Here is a 19,705-nt window from a genome sequence, read left to right on the forward strand (position 1 = left end):
ACTGTCGTTCACTGCGGACTGTCCTGTGTGTCTTGGCTTTCGGATGTGGCGGACGATGTGTCCTTGCCGTTGTCGCCCGTGTCATCACCGGAGTCCTCGGTGCTGGTCTGCGTGACGTCGGATGGTGACTCGGTCGGAGATTCGGTGTCGTCTTCGGCTGGTTCAACGTCGGTGTCTGTGTCGGCGTCGACATCGGTGGTCTCGTCGTCCGCCGGCTCGGTGTCGGTGACCGGTTCGGGGTCGCTGTCGTCGGGGTCCGTGCTGTCGGAGGTTGTGGTGTCGGAGGATGTGGTGAGGCTCAGCGGCGTCGACGGCGTCGTGTCCTCGGTGTCGGTTGTCGCCGTGGTGGTGGACTCGGCCTCGACGGGTGTGTCGTCGCCGACCAGCTCGGTGCTCTCCGGTGTGGCAGCTGTGGTGGTGAGGGCGGCGACCGCGTTCTTGATGGCCTCCGGGATGGTCAGTAACCCAGGCCAGGGATTGGCGGGGCCGTCCGGGCCATCCGGATCGTGACCGTAGAGAAAGGCATTGACCACTTCGCCGGGTGTCCGTGCCAATGCGTTGAGGGTCGCCTGGAGATCGCCTGCCGCCGCGGACGATGACGCGGTACCCAACGACCGTGAGGCCGCCTGCGCTGCGCTGCTCACCGGAGAGAAGATGATCCCGAGTGCGATGCCGGGTCCCGACTGCAGTACGGTCGCGCCGTTCTGTAGGAACGACAGCGCTATGGCCAGCGGTCCGGTGGCGGTCACCGTGTTGTTGCTGCCGAAGAGGTTGAAAGCTGCTGACAACAATGAAGTTCCGGCTTCGACAATGACCTGGTTGCCGCTGCCCAGGAAGTTCGCTGCTGTGGCGAGGATGCCCGCCACCTCAACCACGCTGTCGCTGAGGTAGTTGACGGCGCCCCCGAAGAAGTTCTGCACCAACACCGTGCCGTTGCCGAGCAGGTTGAGAGCCAGCGCGCCCAGAAGGCCCGCTGTGGTTGATTGCTGTCCAGTGCCTCCGGGTGAGACGCCGAGCGCGAGATTGAGCAGTCCGATCGCCGAGGCGATCCCCGGACCCAGCTGCACCACGAGGTTTGCCACACCACTGGTACCGCTGGGCTCGGGGTACTGGCTACCGGTGCCGTTGCCGACGCCGAGAACCAGGTTCAGGCCACCGAGTGCCGCAGAACCTCCCGGACCCAACTGCAGCGCAAGGTTTCCGGCCCCGATGACACTGGTGGTTTGTGGACCGGTGCCGTTGATGCCCAAAGCGAGGCTGAGAGTCCCGATCATGGAAGCAGTGCCTTGACCGAGCTGGCTGGCCAGGCTGAAGAAGGAGGTCAGCGCATTGGCTGCCGCACTGTTGCCAACAGCCGAGGTGAAGGTGAACAGGCTGGCGGACACGGCAGCGCTGGCGCTGTTGCCCAGGGCGAGCGCACCGCTGAAGTAGCCGGTGGTCGCATCAGCCTGCGCCCCTTCGCCTATCGCGATGGCATAGCTGGTCAGGTTGCTGGTGCAGCCGTTCCCGTTGCCGATCCCGAAGATCGAGAAGCACGTGGCGCTGGCAGTGGGCGCCACGTGTAACGGCGCTGCCACAAGTGCACTTGTGACCATTACTGCTGCGATAGATCTTCTAGCCCGAACTGGATTCATCGACATCCTTGTTCCCCCGCGGGTGATACCGAATGCCGGATGCTACGCGGTGAGGCATCGTCGCCGGGTGGTTTTCCGAAACGCTTCTCGCACGGTCGAGTTCGACGAGGATGCCGGCAAAGTCCGCCCGACGCCGCCGGGGCTTCAGTGAGTGGATGCTGAATAAAGCTGATCCAGAACGGTACTGGGGGTGCTGTCGCAGGCCACGATGATCCGGCAGATTCGTGGGTCTCGAGATCTGGGCGCTCGCGTCCTCGAGCTGGCCTCGCGTCCCCGAAACCAGCGCCGCGGCGCCGCGGCGCCGGGGCCTGCGAGGGCTGCTGCGCGGCCGGAGGCGACTGCGCCTCGGGCATGAGCCGCCCGAGGTGATGCAGTGCATGGGGGCGTGTAGCTAAGTCAATGGTGGAAATCCTCACGACCTGATGTGCAAGCGACGCTGCGCGCAGCAGGGCTGCGCGAGTGCTGAGCGGTAGAACAGCATCTTGAGTGAGTTTGCCAGAAACGTATCCTAACGATGTCACACCATGAAGCTAGCAAATAATGCCATCCCATGGCAGTTGCCCGATTTCGGTTGACTCGCACAAAACCGACCTCAGCGTAAATTTTGCGGTTAGAGTGCCGATCGTGCGGGGAGCTCTGACGGTGTCTGATTATGTAAACGACGCTTCAGCGGCATTGCTCAATCGGACGGACGTCTTGGAGGCGCTCGGGGCGATTCGCAGGCCGGTGGCAGTGGTCGGTTCGGTCCATGGGCCGCGGGCTGTCCTATTGGACGAAGCCGGGGTACTCACGCCTGAGATCATGCGCCAGGACCTGCTGGCGGTACTGCCTCCGGTGTATCCCGAATGGCTGGGTGAGCGCGGCTTCACCGCGACCCACCGCGTGCGCTTCCCCTATGTGATCGGGGAGATGGCGCGCGGCATCGCTACCGCCCAGATGACGGTCGAAGGTGTGCGCGCCGGCGTGATGGCCTTCTTCGGCAGTGCCGGGCTGGACCTCGGTTCCATCGAGGCGGGAGTGCGCGAGATTCAGGGGGCACTCGGCCGTGACGCCGGGGGCTGGGGCGCCAACCTGATCCACAATGTCCACAACCAGCGTCTCGAACTCGCCACAGTTGACCTCTTCCACCGCCTGGGCGTTCGCTATGTCTCGGCGTCGGCTTTCATGCGATTGACTCCGGCGATCGTGCTCTATGCCGTGAAAGGCCTGCGCTGCAATGTAAGCGGTCAGATAGTGCGTTCCGGGCGCATCTTCGCGAAGGTGTCTCGTGATGAGGTTGCCCGACATTTCCTCTCGCCCGCTCCGCAAGCGATGTTGCGGGCACTGGTCGCCGAAGGCCGCATCACCGAAGACGAAGCCCGGCTGGCTGCCGGCATCCCGATCGCCGAAGACATCACCGCCGAGGCGGATTCCGGTGGACACACGGACAATCGAGCGCTGACAGTGCTTCTGCCGCGGCTCATCGGCCTGCGTGACTCGATCGCCGCCGAATACCGATACTCGGTTCTGCCGAGAGTGGGTGCGGCGGGTGGAATCGGTACGCCAGCCGCTGTCGCGGCCGCGTTTGCCGCGGGTGCCGCCTACGTCCTCACCGGGTCGGTGAACCAGTCGGCGGTGGAGAGCGGGCTGTCGGCCGACGCTCGCAGCCTGTTGGCCCTCGCCGAATCAACCGACGTGGCAATGGCTCCCGCCTCGGACATGTTCGAGATGGGGGTTACGGTGCAGGTTCTCAAGCGTGGCACCATGTTCGCTCAGCGAGGCCAGCGACTGGGCGATTTCTACCGGCGCTATTCGTCGTTCGACGAAGCCCCCGCCGACGAACTGAAGAATCTCGAGAAGTCGGTGCTGGGTCGTGGCGTGGACGAGATCTGGTCCGAGACCGAATCTTTCTTCTCCGAGTCCGACCCGGAGCAGGTCGAACGCGCATACGCCGATCCGAAGCATCGTATGGCGCTGGTGTTCCGCTGGTATCTGTTCATGGGCTCCCAGTGGGCGCGCGACGGCCACGCCGAACGGCGCGCCGACTACCAGATCTGGTGTGGGCCGGCCATGGGTGCTTTCAACGAATGGGTGCGGGGAACGTTCCTCGAACCGGTGGAAGCACGCACGGTGCGCCAGATCGCGCTCAACCTGCTAGAGGGTGCCGCAGCAGTGACACGCGCCGGGCAGCTGCGTGCCGCCGGTGTCGCCACACCGGCCTCCGCCTTCGACTTCCGTCCACGTCCCCTCGGATGATCTCGTCTTCGTCCGGCCGATGAGAGGTGCCATGACCGACTCGAAACAGCACTCGCTCACCACTCCGATCGCCGTGATAGGAATGACGGCCATCTATCCGGGAGAGCCTGGGCTCGAAGGCTATTGGCGTACCGTCACCGGTGGTCGCGACGCGATCGGCGAGGTGCCACCTTCGCATTGGCTGATCGAGGATTACTTCGACCCAGATCCCAAGGCGCCGGACCGGACCTACTGCAAACGCGGCGGCTTCATCGAGCCGGTGCTGTTCGACCCCGTCCGATTCGGTCTCCCACCGAAGGCGTTGCCGTCCACGGATTCGGCTCAGATACTGGCCCTGATAGCCGCCAGGAAAGTCCTCGACGAGGCGATGCGCGGGGGAGCCGCGGTAGACCTCGACAGGGTTGACGTGGTGCTCGGCGTCGCGTCCACCACCGAACTGGTGGTTCAGATGGGCTCACGCATGCAGCGCCCGGTGTGGCGTAAGGCACTGTTGGAGAACGGTTTGACCGAAGACGAGGCCGACGAGATCTGCCAAGACATCGCCGATCAGTATCCGACGTGGCAGGAGAGCACCTTCCCCGGGTTGCTCGGCAATGTCGTGGCCGGACGGGTGGCCAACCGGCTGGACCTGGGTGGTAGCAACTTCGTGGTGGACGCCGCGTGCGCGAGCTCGTTGTCAGCGCTGCAGACGGCACTGCACCGGCTCTACCTACACGAGTCGGATCTAGTGTTGACCGGCGGAGTCGACGCCCTCAACGACGTCATGATGTTCATGTGCTTCTCCAAAACCCCGGCGTTCTCTGCCTCGGGTGACTGTAGGCCGTTCTCCGATGCTGCCGACGGCACCATCATCGGTGAGGGGGTCGGCATGCTCGCCCTCAAACGGCTCGACGACGCCGAGCGTGACGGTGATCCGATCCACGCTGTCATCCGGGGCCTTGGCTCGTCGTCCGATGGCCGGGCCTCCAGCGTGTACGCCCCCCGCTCGGAGGGCCAGGCCAAAGCGCTCCGGCGCGCCTACGAACGCGCCGGCTATGGGCCCTCCGCCGTTGAACTCGTCGAAGCGCACGGCACCGCCACCAAGGCGGGTGACGTCGCCGAATTCGCGGGTCTGAAAAGTGTGTTCACCGATGAGTCGGCGCGCTGCGCCCTCGGCTCGGTCAAGTCCCAGATCGGCCACACCAAAGCGGCGGCTGGTGCCGCTGGCCTCATCAAGGCCGTTCTGGCACTGCAACATTCGACGCTGCCAGGCACCCTGAAAGTCGATCGTCCCAATCCCGCGCTCGGGTTGGACGGCACCCCGTTTTATGTCAACGCGCAGACCCGCCCGTGGGTACGCACCGGTGATCAGCCCCGGCGCGCAGCGGTCAGCTCCTTTGGTTTCGGTGGCAGTAACTTCCACGTGACGGTGGAGGAGTACCGCGGCGCGCAGCGGGCCAAACGATTGCGGACACTGCCCTCGGAACTCGTGGCGTTGAGCGCGGTGTCCGGGGCGCAGCTGGAGCAGAAGGTTGCGGCTGTGGCCGCCGCGGCGCGCAGCGGCGAGAGCCTGGCCCGGATCGCCCACGACTGCGCCCACGAGTTCGACGCCTCGCAGATAGCCCGAGCCGGCCTGGTCGCCACAGATGTCGCACAGCTGGGTACTCTTGCCGATCGCCTGGGGACCGCGCTGGCGCAGGGTACCGCCGCCCAGCTCAAGGATCCCAACATCGCTGTCGGTGTAGGGCCGGTCCGGGACGGAAAGACAGCCTTTCTGTTCCCCGGTCAGGGCAGCCAGTATGTCGGTATGGGCGCCGACCTCGCGCTGGCATTCCCCGAGGCGCTGCGCGCCTGGGATGCGCTCGACGGCGACCTCGCCGATCTTCACCGGGTGGTGTTTCCCGAGCCGGCTTTCGACACGGCCGAAGCGGACGCACAGAAGGCCACTCTCACAGCGATGGAGAATGCCCAACCCGCCATTGCCACAGCAAGTCTGTCTCAACTGGCACTGCTGGCCTCACTTGGTGTCACCGCGGATGCCGCCGCCGGCCACAGTTTCGGTGAGGTGACCGCGCTGGCCGCCGCAGGTGTTCTACCTGTCGAGCGGCTGGTCGAGACGGCCCGCACCCGCGGTGTGCTGATGGCCGAGGCCGGCCGCGGACAGGACGGCGCCATGCTGGCCGTCACCGCCGGCGCCGAAGCTGTTCGGGCGCTGCTCGATTCGAAGCCACAAGACGTCGGCACCCTGGTCATCGCCAATGACAATGCGCCCACTCAGGTGGTGGTCGCGGGATACCAGTCCGATATCGGCTGGGTGGAGGCCGCGGCCAAAGCGGCGGGACTGACCACCGTCCGGCTCCCAGTGGCATCGGCGTTCCACTCGCCGATAGTGGCGGCCAGCTCGGCGCCGTTGACCGCGTACCTCAACACTCTCGACCTGGGTCAGGCCCGCTTCCCGGTCTATTCGAACGCCACCGCCCAAATCTACGGCGACTCGGTGGCAGGCCAACTCGGCGACCAGGTCCGACAGTCCGTTCGGTTCCGCGAGATGATCGAGACGATGGCCCACGACGGCGTCACCCGCTTCATCGAAGTCGGCCCGGGTCGGGTGCTGACCCGGCTGGTGGGACAGATCCTCGCCGGCACACCACATACGGCTGTGGCCCTGGACGATCCGAAGGCCCACGGACTGCTGGGCTGGCATCGCGGCCTGGCTGCCCTGGTTGCCGACGGCGTGGCACTGGACCTCGTCGCCCTCTTCCAGTCTTATGACACCCCCGACAAGTACGAACCGCCTGCGGCACATGCCGTCAGGGTGGGAGGAGCAAACCTTGGCAAGCCCTATCCGCCGGTGGACGGCAAAGTCGTGATCACACCCAAACGCGCCCGGGTGAAGGAGCGCGCAACGCCGCCGCCGGCTGTGACTTCGCCCCCGGTTGCCCAGGTACCCCAACCGGTTGCGGTGCTCCAGCGGATGGACGCTCCGCCGTTGGTCGAAACCGCCGAGCCCACAACCGCCGTGCAGCCGGCGGTCACCGTCGCCGCGCAGGCACCGCTGTCCACGGACGCATGGAGCGTGATCGACCGCATCCAGAAGGAAACCGCTGATCAGCATCAACGCTATCTGGACGTGGTGACCCAGAGTCATCAGGCGTTCCTGGGTATGGCCGCACAGATGATGGCCGAGATAGTCGGGGACCGCACACCCGGCGCCGTCTCGACCACCGCCGTGTCACTGCCACCGACACCGGCGAAAACTGGTGTTCCCGAAGCTGTCCCAGCGCCGACTGCAAGTGCTCCTGTCGTGCCGGTGGTGCCGCCGCTAGCCCCGGAGCCCGTGACTGCGCCGGTGGTGGCTGAGTCGGTTGGTGATGTGGTGTTGTCCATCGTGTCTGAGAAGACGGGGTATCCGGTGCAGATGTTGGGGCTGGATATGGAGATGGAGGCTGAGCTGGGGATCGATTCGATCAAGCAGGTGGAGATCTTGGCGGCGTTGCAGGGGCGGTTCCCGGGGGCGCCGGAGGTTGCGGCGTCGGAGTTGGCGCGGTTGCGCACGTTGCAGGATGTGGTCGATTCGTTGGCGGAGTTCGGTTCTGGTGGCGTGGTTGGTGTGACTGCGCCGGTGGTGGCTGAGTCGGTTGGTGATGTGGTGTTGTCCATCGTGTCTGAGAAGACGGGGTATCCGGTGCAGATGTTGGGGCTGGATATGGAGATGGAGGCTGAGCTGGGGATCGATTCGATCAAGCAGGTGGAGATCTTGGCGGCGTTGCAGGGGCGGTTCCCGGGGCGCCGGAGGTTGCGGCGTCGGAGTTGGCGCGGTTGCGCACGTTGCAGGATGTGGTCGATTCGTTGGCGGAGTTCGGTTCTGGTGGCGTGGTTGGTGTGACTGCGCCGGTGGTGGCTGAGTCGGTTGGTGATGTGGTGTTGTCCATCGTGTCTGAGAAGACGGGGTATCCGGTGCAGATGTTGGGGCTGGATATGGAGATGGAGGCTGAGCTGGGGATCGATTCGATCAAGCAGGTGGAGATCTTGGCGGCGTTGCAGGGGCGGTTCCCGGGGGCGCCGGAGGTTGCGGCGTCGGAGTTGGCGCGGTTGCGCACGTTGCAGGATGTGGTCGATTCGTTGGCGGAGTTCGGTTCTGGTGGCGTGGTTGGTGTGACTGCGCCGGTGGTGGCTGAGTCGGTTGGTGATGTGGTGTTGTCCATCGTGTCTGAGAAGACGGGGTATCCGGTGCAGATGTTGGGGCTGGATATGGAGATGGAGGCTGAGCTGGGGATCGATTCGATCAAGCAGGTGGAGATCTTGGCGGCGTTGCAGGGGCGGTTCCCGGGGCGCCGGAGGTTGCGGCGTCGGAGTTGGCGCGGTTGCGCACGCTGCAGGACGTGGTCGACACCGTCGGTGGCCTCGGGTCGGTCGAGGAGTCGGAAACCTTTGCCTCAGAGCAGGAGTTGGGGGACTCGCCCCCACCCGGCGGGCTGCGCAGTACCCAGGTCGAATTCCGCAGCGTTCCGCCGAGCGGATTCGCCATGGCCGGACTACGCGACGGTGAGGTGTTCATCACCCGCGAGGACCCCGCGTTCGCCGCGTCGCTGGAACAGGTGATGGCCTCCCACGAGATCAAGGCCCGCGTCGTCGATACGGTGCCCGAGCATGCGAGTGCCGTCATCAGCCTCGCCGCGCTGGGCCCGGTGGCCTCGGCCCAAGACGGTGTGGACATGCATCTGCGTGCCTTCCACGCGGCCCGCAGCGTCGCCAGGAGCACCGCACATTCACGGTTGTTCGTCACCGTGCAGTCCACCGGCGGCCGGTTCGCCGAATCCGATGTGCCGGTGGGTGTCGCCGCCCTGGCCAAAACCGCCGCGTGGGAATGGCCCAACGGTTCGGTCCGGGCGATCGACATGGAAACCCCGGACGCTCACCGGCTGGCAGCCGAGTTGCTCGCGGGGGGCAGCGGTGTCGAGGTCGCGCTGCGTGACGACGGCACCCGGTTGGTCGCGGTTGACGACACCGACATGTCATCCATGGGGGAGACCATCAGTGTCGCCGAGGGCGGCGTTGTCGTGGTGACCGGCGGCGCACGTGGTGTCACGGCTCATTCGGCACTCGCGTTGGCCAAACGCCACGGCCTGCGGCTGGCCCTGCTGGGCCGCACCCCGCTTCGTGAACAGACAGCCCAGGACTCAACGGGGAACACCGTCACCGAGATCGCCACCACACTGGCCGCATCAGCTCGATCCAGGGGAGAGAACCTCACGCTGCCCGAGGCGCGGGCGCAGGCGGCACAACTGCTGGCGGAGAGAGAAGTTCGACGCACTCTGGCCGCGGCCCAACACCAGGGGACCTCCGCGAGCTACTTTGCCGCCGATATCGCCGACCGGGCGGAACTGGGACGCGTACTGGACCGGGTGCGCCACACCATGGGCCCCATCGTCGGCGTGGTGCACGGTGCGGGCGTGCTTGCCGACAAGCGTCTTGAAGACCTCGACGATCACCAATTCACCACCGTGTTCAGCACCAAGGTGATCGGCGCTGAAGCACTACTGGACGAAACCGCCTCGGACAACCTGCGCTTCATCTCGTTGTTCTCGTCCATCGCGGCCCGGGCAGGCAATCCGGGCCAGTGCGCCTACGCCGCGGCCAACGCAGCACTGGAAGCCATCGCCGCTCGCGAAGCCGTCAAGCGCGGCAACGAGTGTGTGGTCCGTGCCTTCGGGTGGGGCCCCTGGGACGGTGGCATGGTCGATGCCACTCTCAAGAGTCGCTTCCTGGACTCCGGGGTCGGGGTCATCCCACTCGACGACGGTGCTCAGTTCTTCGCCGACCACGCTCTGCGTCGCTCACCGGTCACCGCCGTGGTGGTGGCGGCGCCGGCGCAACCCCGGCTGCGAACGGCACGCCTGGATTGGGACGTCTCCACCGAGATTCTGCCCATTCTCGCCGATCACCAGGTTCGTGGCCGCGTGGTGGTGCCCGTGGTCATTGTCCTGGACGCCATGTTGCGGGCCGCCGAGGGCCTGCTCGCCGGAGAACGGTGTGTGGTGCAGGACTTCCAGGTGCTGTCCGGCGTCACCTTCGCTGAACGTGAGAAGCAGGAACTCACACTCGATTTCGAACCCACGGGCGCGTCCTATGCCGTCAGCGTCCTCGACGGTGAGGGGCGCAGACGCTACCGCGCCGTGCTGTCACCCGACAGCGGACCGGCCACGTCCCCGCGCCTGTTCGTGCCGGAGGTTACGGGTGCCCCCTGGCCGATGAGCGTGGCCGACGCCTACTCCGGTCCGCTCTTCCACGGGCCCCGGTTCGCCGCCATCAAGGATCTCGGTGCGGTGGGCGACGGCGGTGGCACCGCAACCGTCCGCAGTCTCGGTGAACTCGGTTGGCCACAGGACAATTGGGCCATCGATCCGGCCGGCGTGGATGGTGGGCTCCAGCTGGGCATTCTCTGGGCAAGCACGCACGGTCACCCCCTGGTGCTCCCGGTGCGCATCCGACGTGCGGTGCTGCACCGCCCGGCCGGAGCGGGCAGCCTGCGCTGCCGACTGGCCGCTCATCGAGTCAGCGACAAACAGGTCGACTTCGACATCGTGCTGGACACCACCGACGGCGAGTTGGTGGCCGAACTCGCCGGCGTCGAGTTCTATGTCGCCGGCGCTGGTGCGGACACCCCGGCGTGAGTGATTTCGAGCCCGTCGCCATCGTCGGGCGCAGCTGCATCCTGCCCGGTGCCAGCACACCGGACGAGTTGTTCCATGCGACGTTGAACAGGCGCAGCCTGCTGACGCCCACGCCACGCGAACACTGGCGAGGCGTTGACCCCGCAACGTTGCAGGCCAGCCGCAAGACCGGCCTTCGTGTCGCGTCTGCCACCGGCGGCTACGTCGACCCGGCGTTCGATCTGTCCCAAACAGTGCTACCCATACCGGGTTTCGCGGATCTGGACCCCATTGTCCACTGGCTCGCCCACTGCGCCCAGCGGGCGCTCGACGGCACTGCTGCCGATCCGCGGACCGGGCTGATCGTCGGCAACCTCTCCTACCCCAGCACGTCGAACACCGAGTTCGTGGAAGGCGTGTGGAACAACCGGAGTGACGTCGACCCCCGCAACCGGTTCAACTCCGGCCTTCCGATTCAACTGGTGGCCTCGGCCATGCGGATGACCGGGCCGGCTTTCGCGCTGGATGCCGCCTGCGCGTCGTCGCTGTACGCCATCAAGCTCGCCTGCGATGCCCTGCACGACGGTGAGGCCGACGTGATGCTGGCCGGCGGCGTGAACGGCGCCGACGACCTGTTCCTGCATCTGGGCTTCACCTCACTGCAGGCACTGAGCCCAACGGGGCGTTCGCGCCCGTTCCACGTCGAAGCCGACGGTCTGGTGCCCTCTGCCGGCGCTGCACTGGTGGCGTTGCGCCGACTCGAGGACGCCCAGCGACGCGGTGACCACATCCTCGGGGTGATCACCGGTATCGGGCTGTCCAACGACGGCAGGCAGAGTGGCTTTCTGGCACCCGCCGTCTCGGGTCAGACCAGGGCGATGTCGGCGGCACTGGCGCAGGCCGGGCTCAACCCGTCCGACATCGACTATGTGGACTGTCACGCCACCGGCACGCCGCTTGGCGATGCGACCGAACTGGAGAGCATCCTGTCCGCCTACGGCGACGTGCCGCTGAAACTGGGCGCGTTGAAAGGCAATCTCGGACACACCATCACCGTCTCCGGCGCGGCCAGCCTGATCAATGTCCTGTCCGCCATGCAGGCCGGTGGGATACCACCAGCACTGTGCGACAGGCCGATCGACGCACTCGGCGACACCCCGTTTTCGTTGGTCACCGAGTCCTCGTCCTGGGACAGCACGCTCAAACGCGCGGCAGTCAGCAACTTCGGGTTCGGTGGCAACAACGCTCACCTCATCGTGGAGAGCTACGTCCCGACGCGACAGCCGGCCCGGACGCCGTCTCGTCCCGCCGGTGACATCGTGATCTGCGGTCTGGGGGTCCTCACCGGTGAGACCGATGATGCCAGCGCATTCCGGCGTCGCGCGCTCGGCCCACCCAACCCGGTGACGCCGATGCACACCGTGGCACTCGAGCTCGCCGGGCTGGGCTTCCCACCCAACGAGTTGAAAGCCAGTCTCAGCCAACAGACCGCGATGCTCGCGGCTGCGGGGCAGGCCCTCGAGCATGTCGTGACTGACCCGGATCGCACCGGGGTGATAGTCGGTATGGGCTGTGACGCCACCATCGCCCGACAGCGGCTGCGGGTGCTGCACTCCGATGATGATCAGTGGCTGTCCGTCAACGCCGAGTCGGCCCCGCAGTTGACCGCCGACGGGGTGGTGGGCACGATGCCGAACATCCCGGCCAACCGGATCCACGCCCAACGCGACTTCCGTGGGTTCGGCTTCACCGTCTCCAGTGAGGAGTTGTCCGCACTCACCGCCTTGCGTCTCGCCGCGCGAGCCCTGCGCAGCGGAGAGCTCGACGCAGTGGTGGCCGGTGCGGTCGACATGTGTTGCGAGCCGGCGCATCAGCACGCCGCAGAAGCGCTCGACATCGGGTCTGTTCCTGGTGACGCTGCGGTGGCGTTTGTCCTCAAACGCCGCCGCGACGCCGAAGCCGCCGGTGAGCCGATCATCGCGGTGTTGGACACCGACCACAGCGCTGCGGAACCCAACATCGCGGCGCAGCGTTTCGGTCACACTCATGCGGCGAGTGCGGCAGTGGAAGTGGCGGTCAGGGCTCTGGCAGTGCAATCGCGCGTCCGAGTGGACCGCGGCGGTGCGCAACCAGCGCCGGGCGGCACCCGTTCGGGTGTGGTGATGGAGTCGATCAGCGGACACACCGACGGCATCGCGGTATCCGCTGTGGCCGGACCTCCCGAACCACTGGCCGCCGGCGTGATACCGGTGTCCGAACGCTACGCCGGTGACAGTCGCGAAGACCTGCGCCACCGGATGGAACGCGGTGAAACAGGCGGAAACGGCCCCGTCCGTTGCGCTTTGGTGGCCGACAACCCGTCGGCCCTGGACACGGTTCGACGTGCGTCAGTGCAGCGACTGAATGCGGGCCAGGTCCCTGCGGGCCCCGGGGTGGCGTTCGCTGACGGTCCTGTCCCCGGTGAGCTGGCGTTCACGTTCACCGGTGCCGCCGCGGCCTACCCGGGTGCAGGACGAGACCTCCTGCTGGCCTGGCCGGAAATCGGTGACGCGCTGGCCGCGCGCCTGTCCGGAGTCGGTGATCTGGCGCGTGCGATGTACGGCGCCGATGTGACGACGCTGGATCCGCGCGCCCAGCTGACCGGGTGCGCGGTGGTGTGTCAGTCGCACGCCGAGTTCTCCCGCACCGTGCTGGGGCTGTCTCCGACGGCCGCCATCGGATTGTCGTCGGGGGAGACCAACGCCATGCTGGCCTTCGGGGTCTGGCGTGACCTCGAGGACATGCTGACCGAGATCGAGGCGTCGGGCATGTACGGCGACCAGCTCACCGGCGGCTGCCGGGTGGCGGCGGCGGACTGGGGCCTGGGCGATCGACCGGCGCCGTGGGAGTGCTGGCGGATCACCGCTCCCAGGGCGGTGGTGGAGGCTGCGCTGGCCGCCGAGCCTCGTGCCTACATGACCATCGTGCAGGCGCCCGACGACTGTGTGATCGGTGGTGACCCGGCGGCGTGCCGCCGGGTGATCAACACGATCGACGGTGCGATGGCGATCCCACTCGGACTGGACATGGTGATCCACTGCAGTGCGATGGCTCCCTTCGCCGACACGTGGCGGCGGATCCACTGGCGTGAGACCCACGACGTCCCCGGAGTCCGCTTCTACAGCAACGCCCACAACCGCGCGTACACGCCGACCAGAGACGCTGCAGCGGAGGCGATCACGAGGCAGGCACTCGAGCCCATCGATTTTCCCGCCACCATCCTGCAGGCGTGGCAGGACGGTGTGCGGGTGTTCGTCGAGCACGGCCCGCGCGGCATCCTGACCGGAGCCGTGCCCAAGATTCTCGGTGACCGGCCCCACGTCGCGGTGGCCCTGGACGCCCAGGAACGACGCGGGCTTCGGGCACTCACCGAATCCGTGTCCAAATTGTGGGTGCACGGGGTGACGGTGGACGCCGAGGCTGTGGAGACGCGGCTGCGTGAGCTCGCCGAGCCGGCAGCAGCGACGAGCACCCATGCCATCACCTTGCCTGCACACTGGCCGGACATCGTGTCAGTTCATGAGGCGTCCAGGAAGGAAGAGGCACCGATGCCGGCGTCAGACCCTGAAGCAGTTCAGACGATGCCGCCTGCACCGGGTCACCCCATGCCCTTGGTACTACCTGCACCCGAGGTCGTACTCCCCAGCGCCACAGTGGTTCCCGAAGATCTTCGGGTGCCTGTGACGGTCAGCGACACGATGACCGCCGCGTTGAGCCTGGTGGCCTCGGCAGGTGAGGCCCACGCGGCGTACGTAGAGCGGCAGGCGCAGGCACACGCGGCCTTCTTGAGCATGCGGGCCGAGATGGTGGCGCTGGCGACCGGCCGCCGGACCACGGCGCCCGCTGCTGTGTCCAGCTTAGCGCCGGTTGTGCAGCAGCCAGTCGCGCCGCCACCGCCGCCTGCGATGCCACCGGTCCAACAGGAGACACCGCAGCCGTTGTGGTCGCGGGCTCAGCTGGAAATCCTGGCGGGCGGCAACATCTCGGATGTCTTCGGGCCGGTGTTCGCCGAACTCGATCGTTACCCGCGGCTGGTTCGTATGCCTCAACCGCCGTTGCTGCTGGCAGACCGGGTGATGAGCATCGAGGGCGAACCCGCCACGATGGGCACCGGCCGCATCGTCACCGAGACCGACGTGGACCCGGACGCCTGGTACATGCACAACGGTCGGATGGCGCCGGGGGTGGTGATCGAGTCCGGCCAGGCCGATCTGCTGTTGGCGTCCTGGCTGGGTGCTGACTTCACCAATCGCAGCGAGCGGGTGTACCGCCTGCTCGGCTGCGACCTGACGTTCATGGGTGAGCTCCCGCGTGCCGGTGACACGCTGCGCTACGACATCCACATCGACGGGCACGCCAAAACCGGTGACACGCGGTTGTTCTTCTTCCACTACGACTGCTATATCGGTGACCGGTTGATGATTTCGGTGCGCAACGGTCAGGCCGGGTTCTTCTCCGATGACGAACTCGCCCAGTCCGATGGTGTGCTGTGGGAGGCTGCGGCCGACGCCCCCATGGAGGGCGCGCGGCGGGACGAGCCACCCTGTGTGACGACGAAGACATCATTTGACCGCGCCGATCTCGACGCGTTCGTCGATGGCCATGCATACGCCTGTTTCGGTGCCGGGTTCGAACGGGCGGCGGCGCACACACGCACGCCGGCGACTGCAGGTGGCCGGTTACGGCTGTTCGACGAGGTCGCCGAATTCGATCCAGTGGGCGGACCGTGGGGGCGTGGGTATCTGCGCGCCACTTCGGAAGTCCCGACCGACGCCTGGTTCTACGACGGGCACTTCAAGAACGACCCCTGCATGCCGGGCACCTTGATGGCTGATGCCGCCACGCAGGCCCTGTCGTTTGCGATGGCTGCCTACGGTTTCACCATCGAACGTGACGGCTGGCGCTTCGAGCCGGTACCGGACGAGTTGGCGCGCTTCGTGTGTCGCGGACAGGTGATCCCGGACTGGGACCACCACCTGGACTACGAGGTGTTCATCGAGGAGATCATCGACGGGCCGACGCCCACCGTGTACGCAGCGCTGCTGTGTCGCAGCGACGGTTTCAAGGTCTTCCACTGCCGCCGATTCGGGATGCGCCTGGTGCCGGACTGGCCGATGCCGGAAGCGCCCGGCCCGGCGCGGGCGCTGGCCAACGGCAAGGATGTCCGCGGTGACTACGGCGCGCTGCTGGCTTGCGCACGGGGCAAGCCGTCGGATGCCTTCGGCGCCCTGTATGCGCCGTTCGACGGCACGCGGCGGGCACCGCGGCTACCCGATGAGCCGTACCACTTCGTCTCCCGGATCCTCAGTATCGACTGCCCGCCCGGGGTTCCCACGCCCGGCGGCACGGTGGTCGCGGAATACGATGTCCCGGTTGGCGAATGGTACTTCGCCGACGGCAACAGCGGTGCTGTACCGCTGTCGGTGTTGATCGAGATCCTGCTACAACCGTGCGGGTGGCTGTCGTCGTACATGGGATTTGCCGCCAACCGCCCCGACGACGTGGTGTTCCGCAATCTCGACGGCAACGACGTGGTGCTGCACAAGCCCGCGGGTGTCGGCACGCTGAAGGTGACCTCCAGTCTGTCGCGCTTCGCCGAAGGCGGCGGGTCGACCATCGTGTTCTTCGACGTCGTGTGCACCCAGGGTGACGACGTTGTGATGACGATGAAGACGGCGTTCGGGTTCTTCAGCCCGGAGGCACTGAAGAACCAGGTGGGGTTGCGGGTCACACCGGATGCTCTGCAGGTTCTTTCAGATCCCGCGCCGGTGACGGTGGACTATGCCGACCTCGCTGGTGTCCCCGGGCTGGCCCAGGGACGCCTGCAGGTGATCGACCGCTTCGGATTCTGGCCAGGTGGGGGAGAGGCCGGGCTGGGACGGCTGGTGGCCGAATACGACGTCCATCCCGAAGCGTGGTTCTTCAAAGCGCATTTCTTCCAGGACCCGGTACAACCTGGTTCGCTCGGGCTGGAGGCCATGCAGCAGGCCGCACGCGCCACGGTGCGGCTGGCAGGACTTGCCGGTGACGGATCGGTGTTCGAACCGGTGGCCGCGGGCCAGTCGTTCAACTGGAGGTTCCGCGGTCAGGTGGTACCCACCAACAGGCGGACCCGCTCGGAGATCGAGATCCTTTCCACCACAAGCGATGACCGCGGCACGCTGATTCTGTTCAAGGGCGCGTTCTGGGTCGACGACCTGTGCATCTACGACACCACGGGAATGGGAGTTCGCGTCCTCGGGTGATCCGGGCTCAGGCCTTGGGGCCGACGAACTCGATGGTGTCGGGGTCGCGGGCGTCGCGCAGCAACAGCTCGCGCACCACCGGCCTCGGCCCCACCGGTCGCAGCATCTGGCTGGCGGGCCGCGGTCGAACCAGCTGCGGCCACCAGAACCACCTGCCCAGCAGCGCCGCAATGGACGGGGTGAGAAACGCCCGGACCACCAGGGTGTCGAACAGCAGCCCGATCCCGATGGTGGTACCCACCTGGCCGATGATCCGCAAATCACTGAACACCATGGCGGCCATGGTGAATGCGAACACCAGACCCGCGTTGGTCACCACCTTGCCGGTACCACCTATGGCCCGGATGATGCCGGTGTTGATGCCCGCTGCGACCTCCTCCTTCATGCGGGAGACCAGCAACAGGTTGTAGTCCGACCCCACACCCAGCAGGACGATCACCGCCATCGGCAACACCATCCAGTGCAGGTTGATACCGAGGATGTGCTGCCAGATCAGCACGGACAGACCGAACGACGAGCCCAATGAAAGTGCGACCGTGCCCACGATCACCAGAGCCGCGATGAAGCTCCTGGTGATGAACAGCATGATCAGGAAGATCAGGCACAGAGCACTGACGGCGGCAATCCACAGGTCCCACTTGGAACCGTCTTGCAGATCCTTGAACGTCGAAGCGCTGCCGGCGATGTAGACCTCGGCGTCGCGCAGCGGGGTGGTCTTCAGTGCCTCCTCGGCGGCCGTCTTGATCTCGTCGATCCGTGCCAGTGCCTCGGGAGAACCGGGATCCCCCTTGTGGGAGATGATGAATCGGGCAGCCTTGCCGTCGGGGGAGAGGAAGGAAGCCATGGCCTTCTGGAAATCCGGGTTCTGGAAGACTTCCGGCGGCAGGTAGAACGAATCGTCGTTCTTCGCCTCGTCGAAGGCCATGCCCATCGCGGTGGAATCCTGGGTGGAGTCGTTCATCACCTCGAAGATCCCGGCCATGGTGCTGTGCATGGTCAGCATCATCCGGTGCATCGATTCCATGTTGTCGATGAGCTTCGGCATCACGTCGAGCAGCTGCGGCAGCAGCTGGTCCATCTTGTCCAGTTCGACCACCAGTTCGTCCATCTTGGCCGTCAGGACGTCCACGCCGTCGATGGAGTCGAAGATGCTGCGCAGTGACCAGCAGATGGGGATGTTGAAACAGTGTGGTTCCCAGTAGAGGTAGTTGCGCAGTGGCCGAAAGAAGTCGTCGAAGGTGGCGACGTTGTCGCGCAGGTCCTTCAGAATCGCGGTCATGTCTTTGGTGCCGTTGATCGAGTTGTGGGTCAGTTCGGTGACCTCGCGCTGGATGTCGTACATCCGCTTCGTGATCGCAACCTGTCTGCCGATCAAGTCGGCTTGGGCGAGCAGGTCGTCGACCCGCTTGCGCATGTGCTCCATCATCTGTTGCTGACCGGCGTTCTGCATGCTGATCATGAACGGGATGGAGGTGTGTTCGATCGGTGTCCCCTCGGGCCGGGTGATGCCCTGTACCCGTGACACCCCGGGCACCCGGAAGATCGCCTTGGCGAGTTTGTGCAACACGATGAAGTCTTCGGGATTGCGCATGTCGTGCCCGGTCTCGATCATCAGGATGTCGGGCATCATCCGGGCCTGGGAGAAATGCCGGTCCGCCGCCGCATACCCCTGATTGGCCGGAACCTCGTCGGGGATGTAGCGTCGGTCGTCGAAACTGGTCCGGTAACCCGGCAGGGCCACCAGCCCCATCAAGGTCACCGCCAGCGTCGCAGCGAAAATCGGTCCGGGCCAACGGACTATGGCAGTGCCGATGCGTCGCCACCGGCGCATCCCGATTCGGCGGGTGGGGTCGAAGAGGCGGAATCGGCCGCCGAGGGTCAGCACCGCCGGTACCAGGCTGAGTGCCACCACAACCGCCACCAGCATGCCCACCGCGCATGGCACCCCGATGGTCTGAAAGATCGGCATCCGGGTGAAGCTCAAGCACAACAGTGCCCCGGCGATGGTGAGCCCGGAGCCCAGCACCACGGGGGCCACACTCCGGTAAGTGGTGTAGTACGCCGTCTCCGGGTCCTCACCGGACTGACGGGCTTCCTGGTATCTGCCGAAGAAGAAGATGCCGTAGTCGGTCCCGGCAGCCATGGCCAGCGCGACAAGAAGATTTACCGCGAACGTGGACAACAGGACGAGATCGTGGTGGCCGAGGAAGGCGACGAATCCGCGGGCGGCGAACAGCTCGATACCCACGGTCATCAACAGCACCACCACGGTGATCACCGAACGATAGACGATCATCAAGACGACGAAGATGATCACGGCGCCGATCAGGGTCATCTTCAGGATGGATCGTTCGCCGCTGTGCTGCATATCGCCGACGAGAGCGCCGGGACCGGTGACATAGGTCTTGACGCCCGGCGGTGGCGGAATGCGGTTCACGATGTCCCGCACCGCTTCTGCGGACTGTTGGCCGATGGTGGTGCCGTTGTCGCCGACGAGATTCAGCTGGACGTAGACGGCCTTGCCGTCCGGGCTCTGCGCGCCGGCGGCGGTCAGGCGGTCCCCCCACAGATCCTGGACATGCTCGACATGCCGGGAATCAGCCTTGAGGTCTCGAACCACCTGGTCGTAGTACGCACGATCGTCGTCACCGAGAGGTTGTTGCCCCTCGAGCACAATCATCGCCATGCTGTCGGAGCTGGATTCGCCGAAGACCGCACCCATCCGCGTCATGGCCTGGACCGACGGCGCATCTTTCGGGCTCATGGGCACCGACTGCTCGCGGCTCACCTGTTCGAGTGACGGAATCGCAAACGTCAACAACAGGGTCAGCGCCGCCCAGGCGACGATGATGAGGGGCGCCAACGCGCGGACAGTTCGCGCCACACGTGGGCGCTTGCCTGTCCTGGTCTCGACACTCAC

General features: G+C 66.0%; 6 protein-coding genes and 1 pseudogene. 5 read left to right on the forward strand and 2 right to left on the reverse strand.

Annotation, left to right across the window (positions count from 1 at the left end):
* Nucleotides 1–8: 8 nt before the first annotated feature.
* Nucleotides 9–1,577 (reverse strand): hypothetical protein, encoded by a 1,569-nt coding sequence (locus tag BVC93_RS25415; protein ID WP_157517073.1) that lies wholly within the window; start codon nucleotides 1,575–1,577, stop codon nucleotides 9–11.
* Between the two features lie 699 nt (nucleotides 1,578–2,276).
* On the opposite strand from BVC93_RS25415, the gene BVC93_RS25420 reads away from it, so the two are divergent.
* From BVC93_RS25420 to BVC93_RS25445, 5 genes and pseudogenes are all read left to right on the forward strand, one after another.
* Nucleotides 2,277–3,869 (forward strand): PfaD family polyunsaturated fatty acid/polyketide biosynthesis protein, encoded by a 1,593-nt coding sequence (locus tag BVC93_RS25420; protein ID WP_236950115.1) that lies wholly within the window; start codon nucleotides 2,277–2,279, stop codon nucleotides 3,867–3,869.
* A gap of 31 nt (nucleotides 3,870–3,900) precedes the next feature.
* Nucleotides 3,901–7,734 carry a type I polyketide synthase gene (locus tag BVC93_RS25425; RefSeq protein ID WP_192860102.1) on the forward strand — a complete coding sequence of 1,278 codons (3,834 nt, stop codon included), beginning with the start codon at nucleotides 3,901–3,903 and terminating at the stop codon, nucleotides 7,732–7,734.
* A 92-nt stretch (nucleotides 7,735–7,826) separates the two neighbouring features.
* Nucleotides 7,827–8,114: pseudogene (locus BVC93_RS34830) on the forward strand (phosphopantetheine-binding protein); the annotation flags it as partial.
* A gap of 116 nt (nucleotides 8,115–8,230) precedes the next feature.
* A complete protein-coding gene (locus tag BVC93_RS25440) occupies nucleotides 8,231–10,522 on the forward strand; it encodes an SDR family NAD(P)-dependent oxidoreductase (RefSeq protein ID WP_236950116.1) in 2,292 nt (763 codons plus the stop codon).
* Nucleotides 10,519–16,785, forward strand: a complete 6,267-nt coding sequence (locus BVC93_RS25445) for a beta-ketoacyl synthase N-terminal-like domain-containing protein (protein ID WP_083739867.1) — start codon at nucleotides 10,519–10,521, stop codon at nucleotides 16,783–16,785. Before BVC93_RS25440 ends, BVC93_RS25445 begins: the two co-directional genes overlap by 4 nt.
* A 7-nt stretch (nucleotides 16,786–16,792) precedes the next feature.
* On the opposite strand, the gene BVC93_RS33265 is transcribed toward BVC93_RS25445, so the two are convergent.
* Nucleotides 16,793–19,705: an MMPL/RND family transporter gene (locus tag BVC93_RS33265; protein WP_236950117.1), complete on the reverse strand. Its 2,913-nt coding sequence runs from the start codon at nucleotides 19,703–19,705 to the stop codon at nucleotides 16,793–16,795.

This window comes from Mycobacterium sp. MS1601, from assembly GCF_001984215.1.
Taxonomy (GTDB): Bacteria; Actinomycetota; Actinomycetes; order Mycobacteriales; family Mycobacteriaceae; genus Mycobacterium.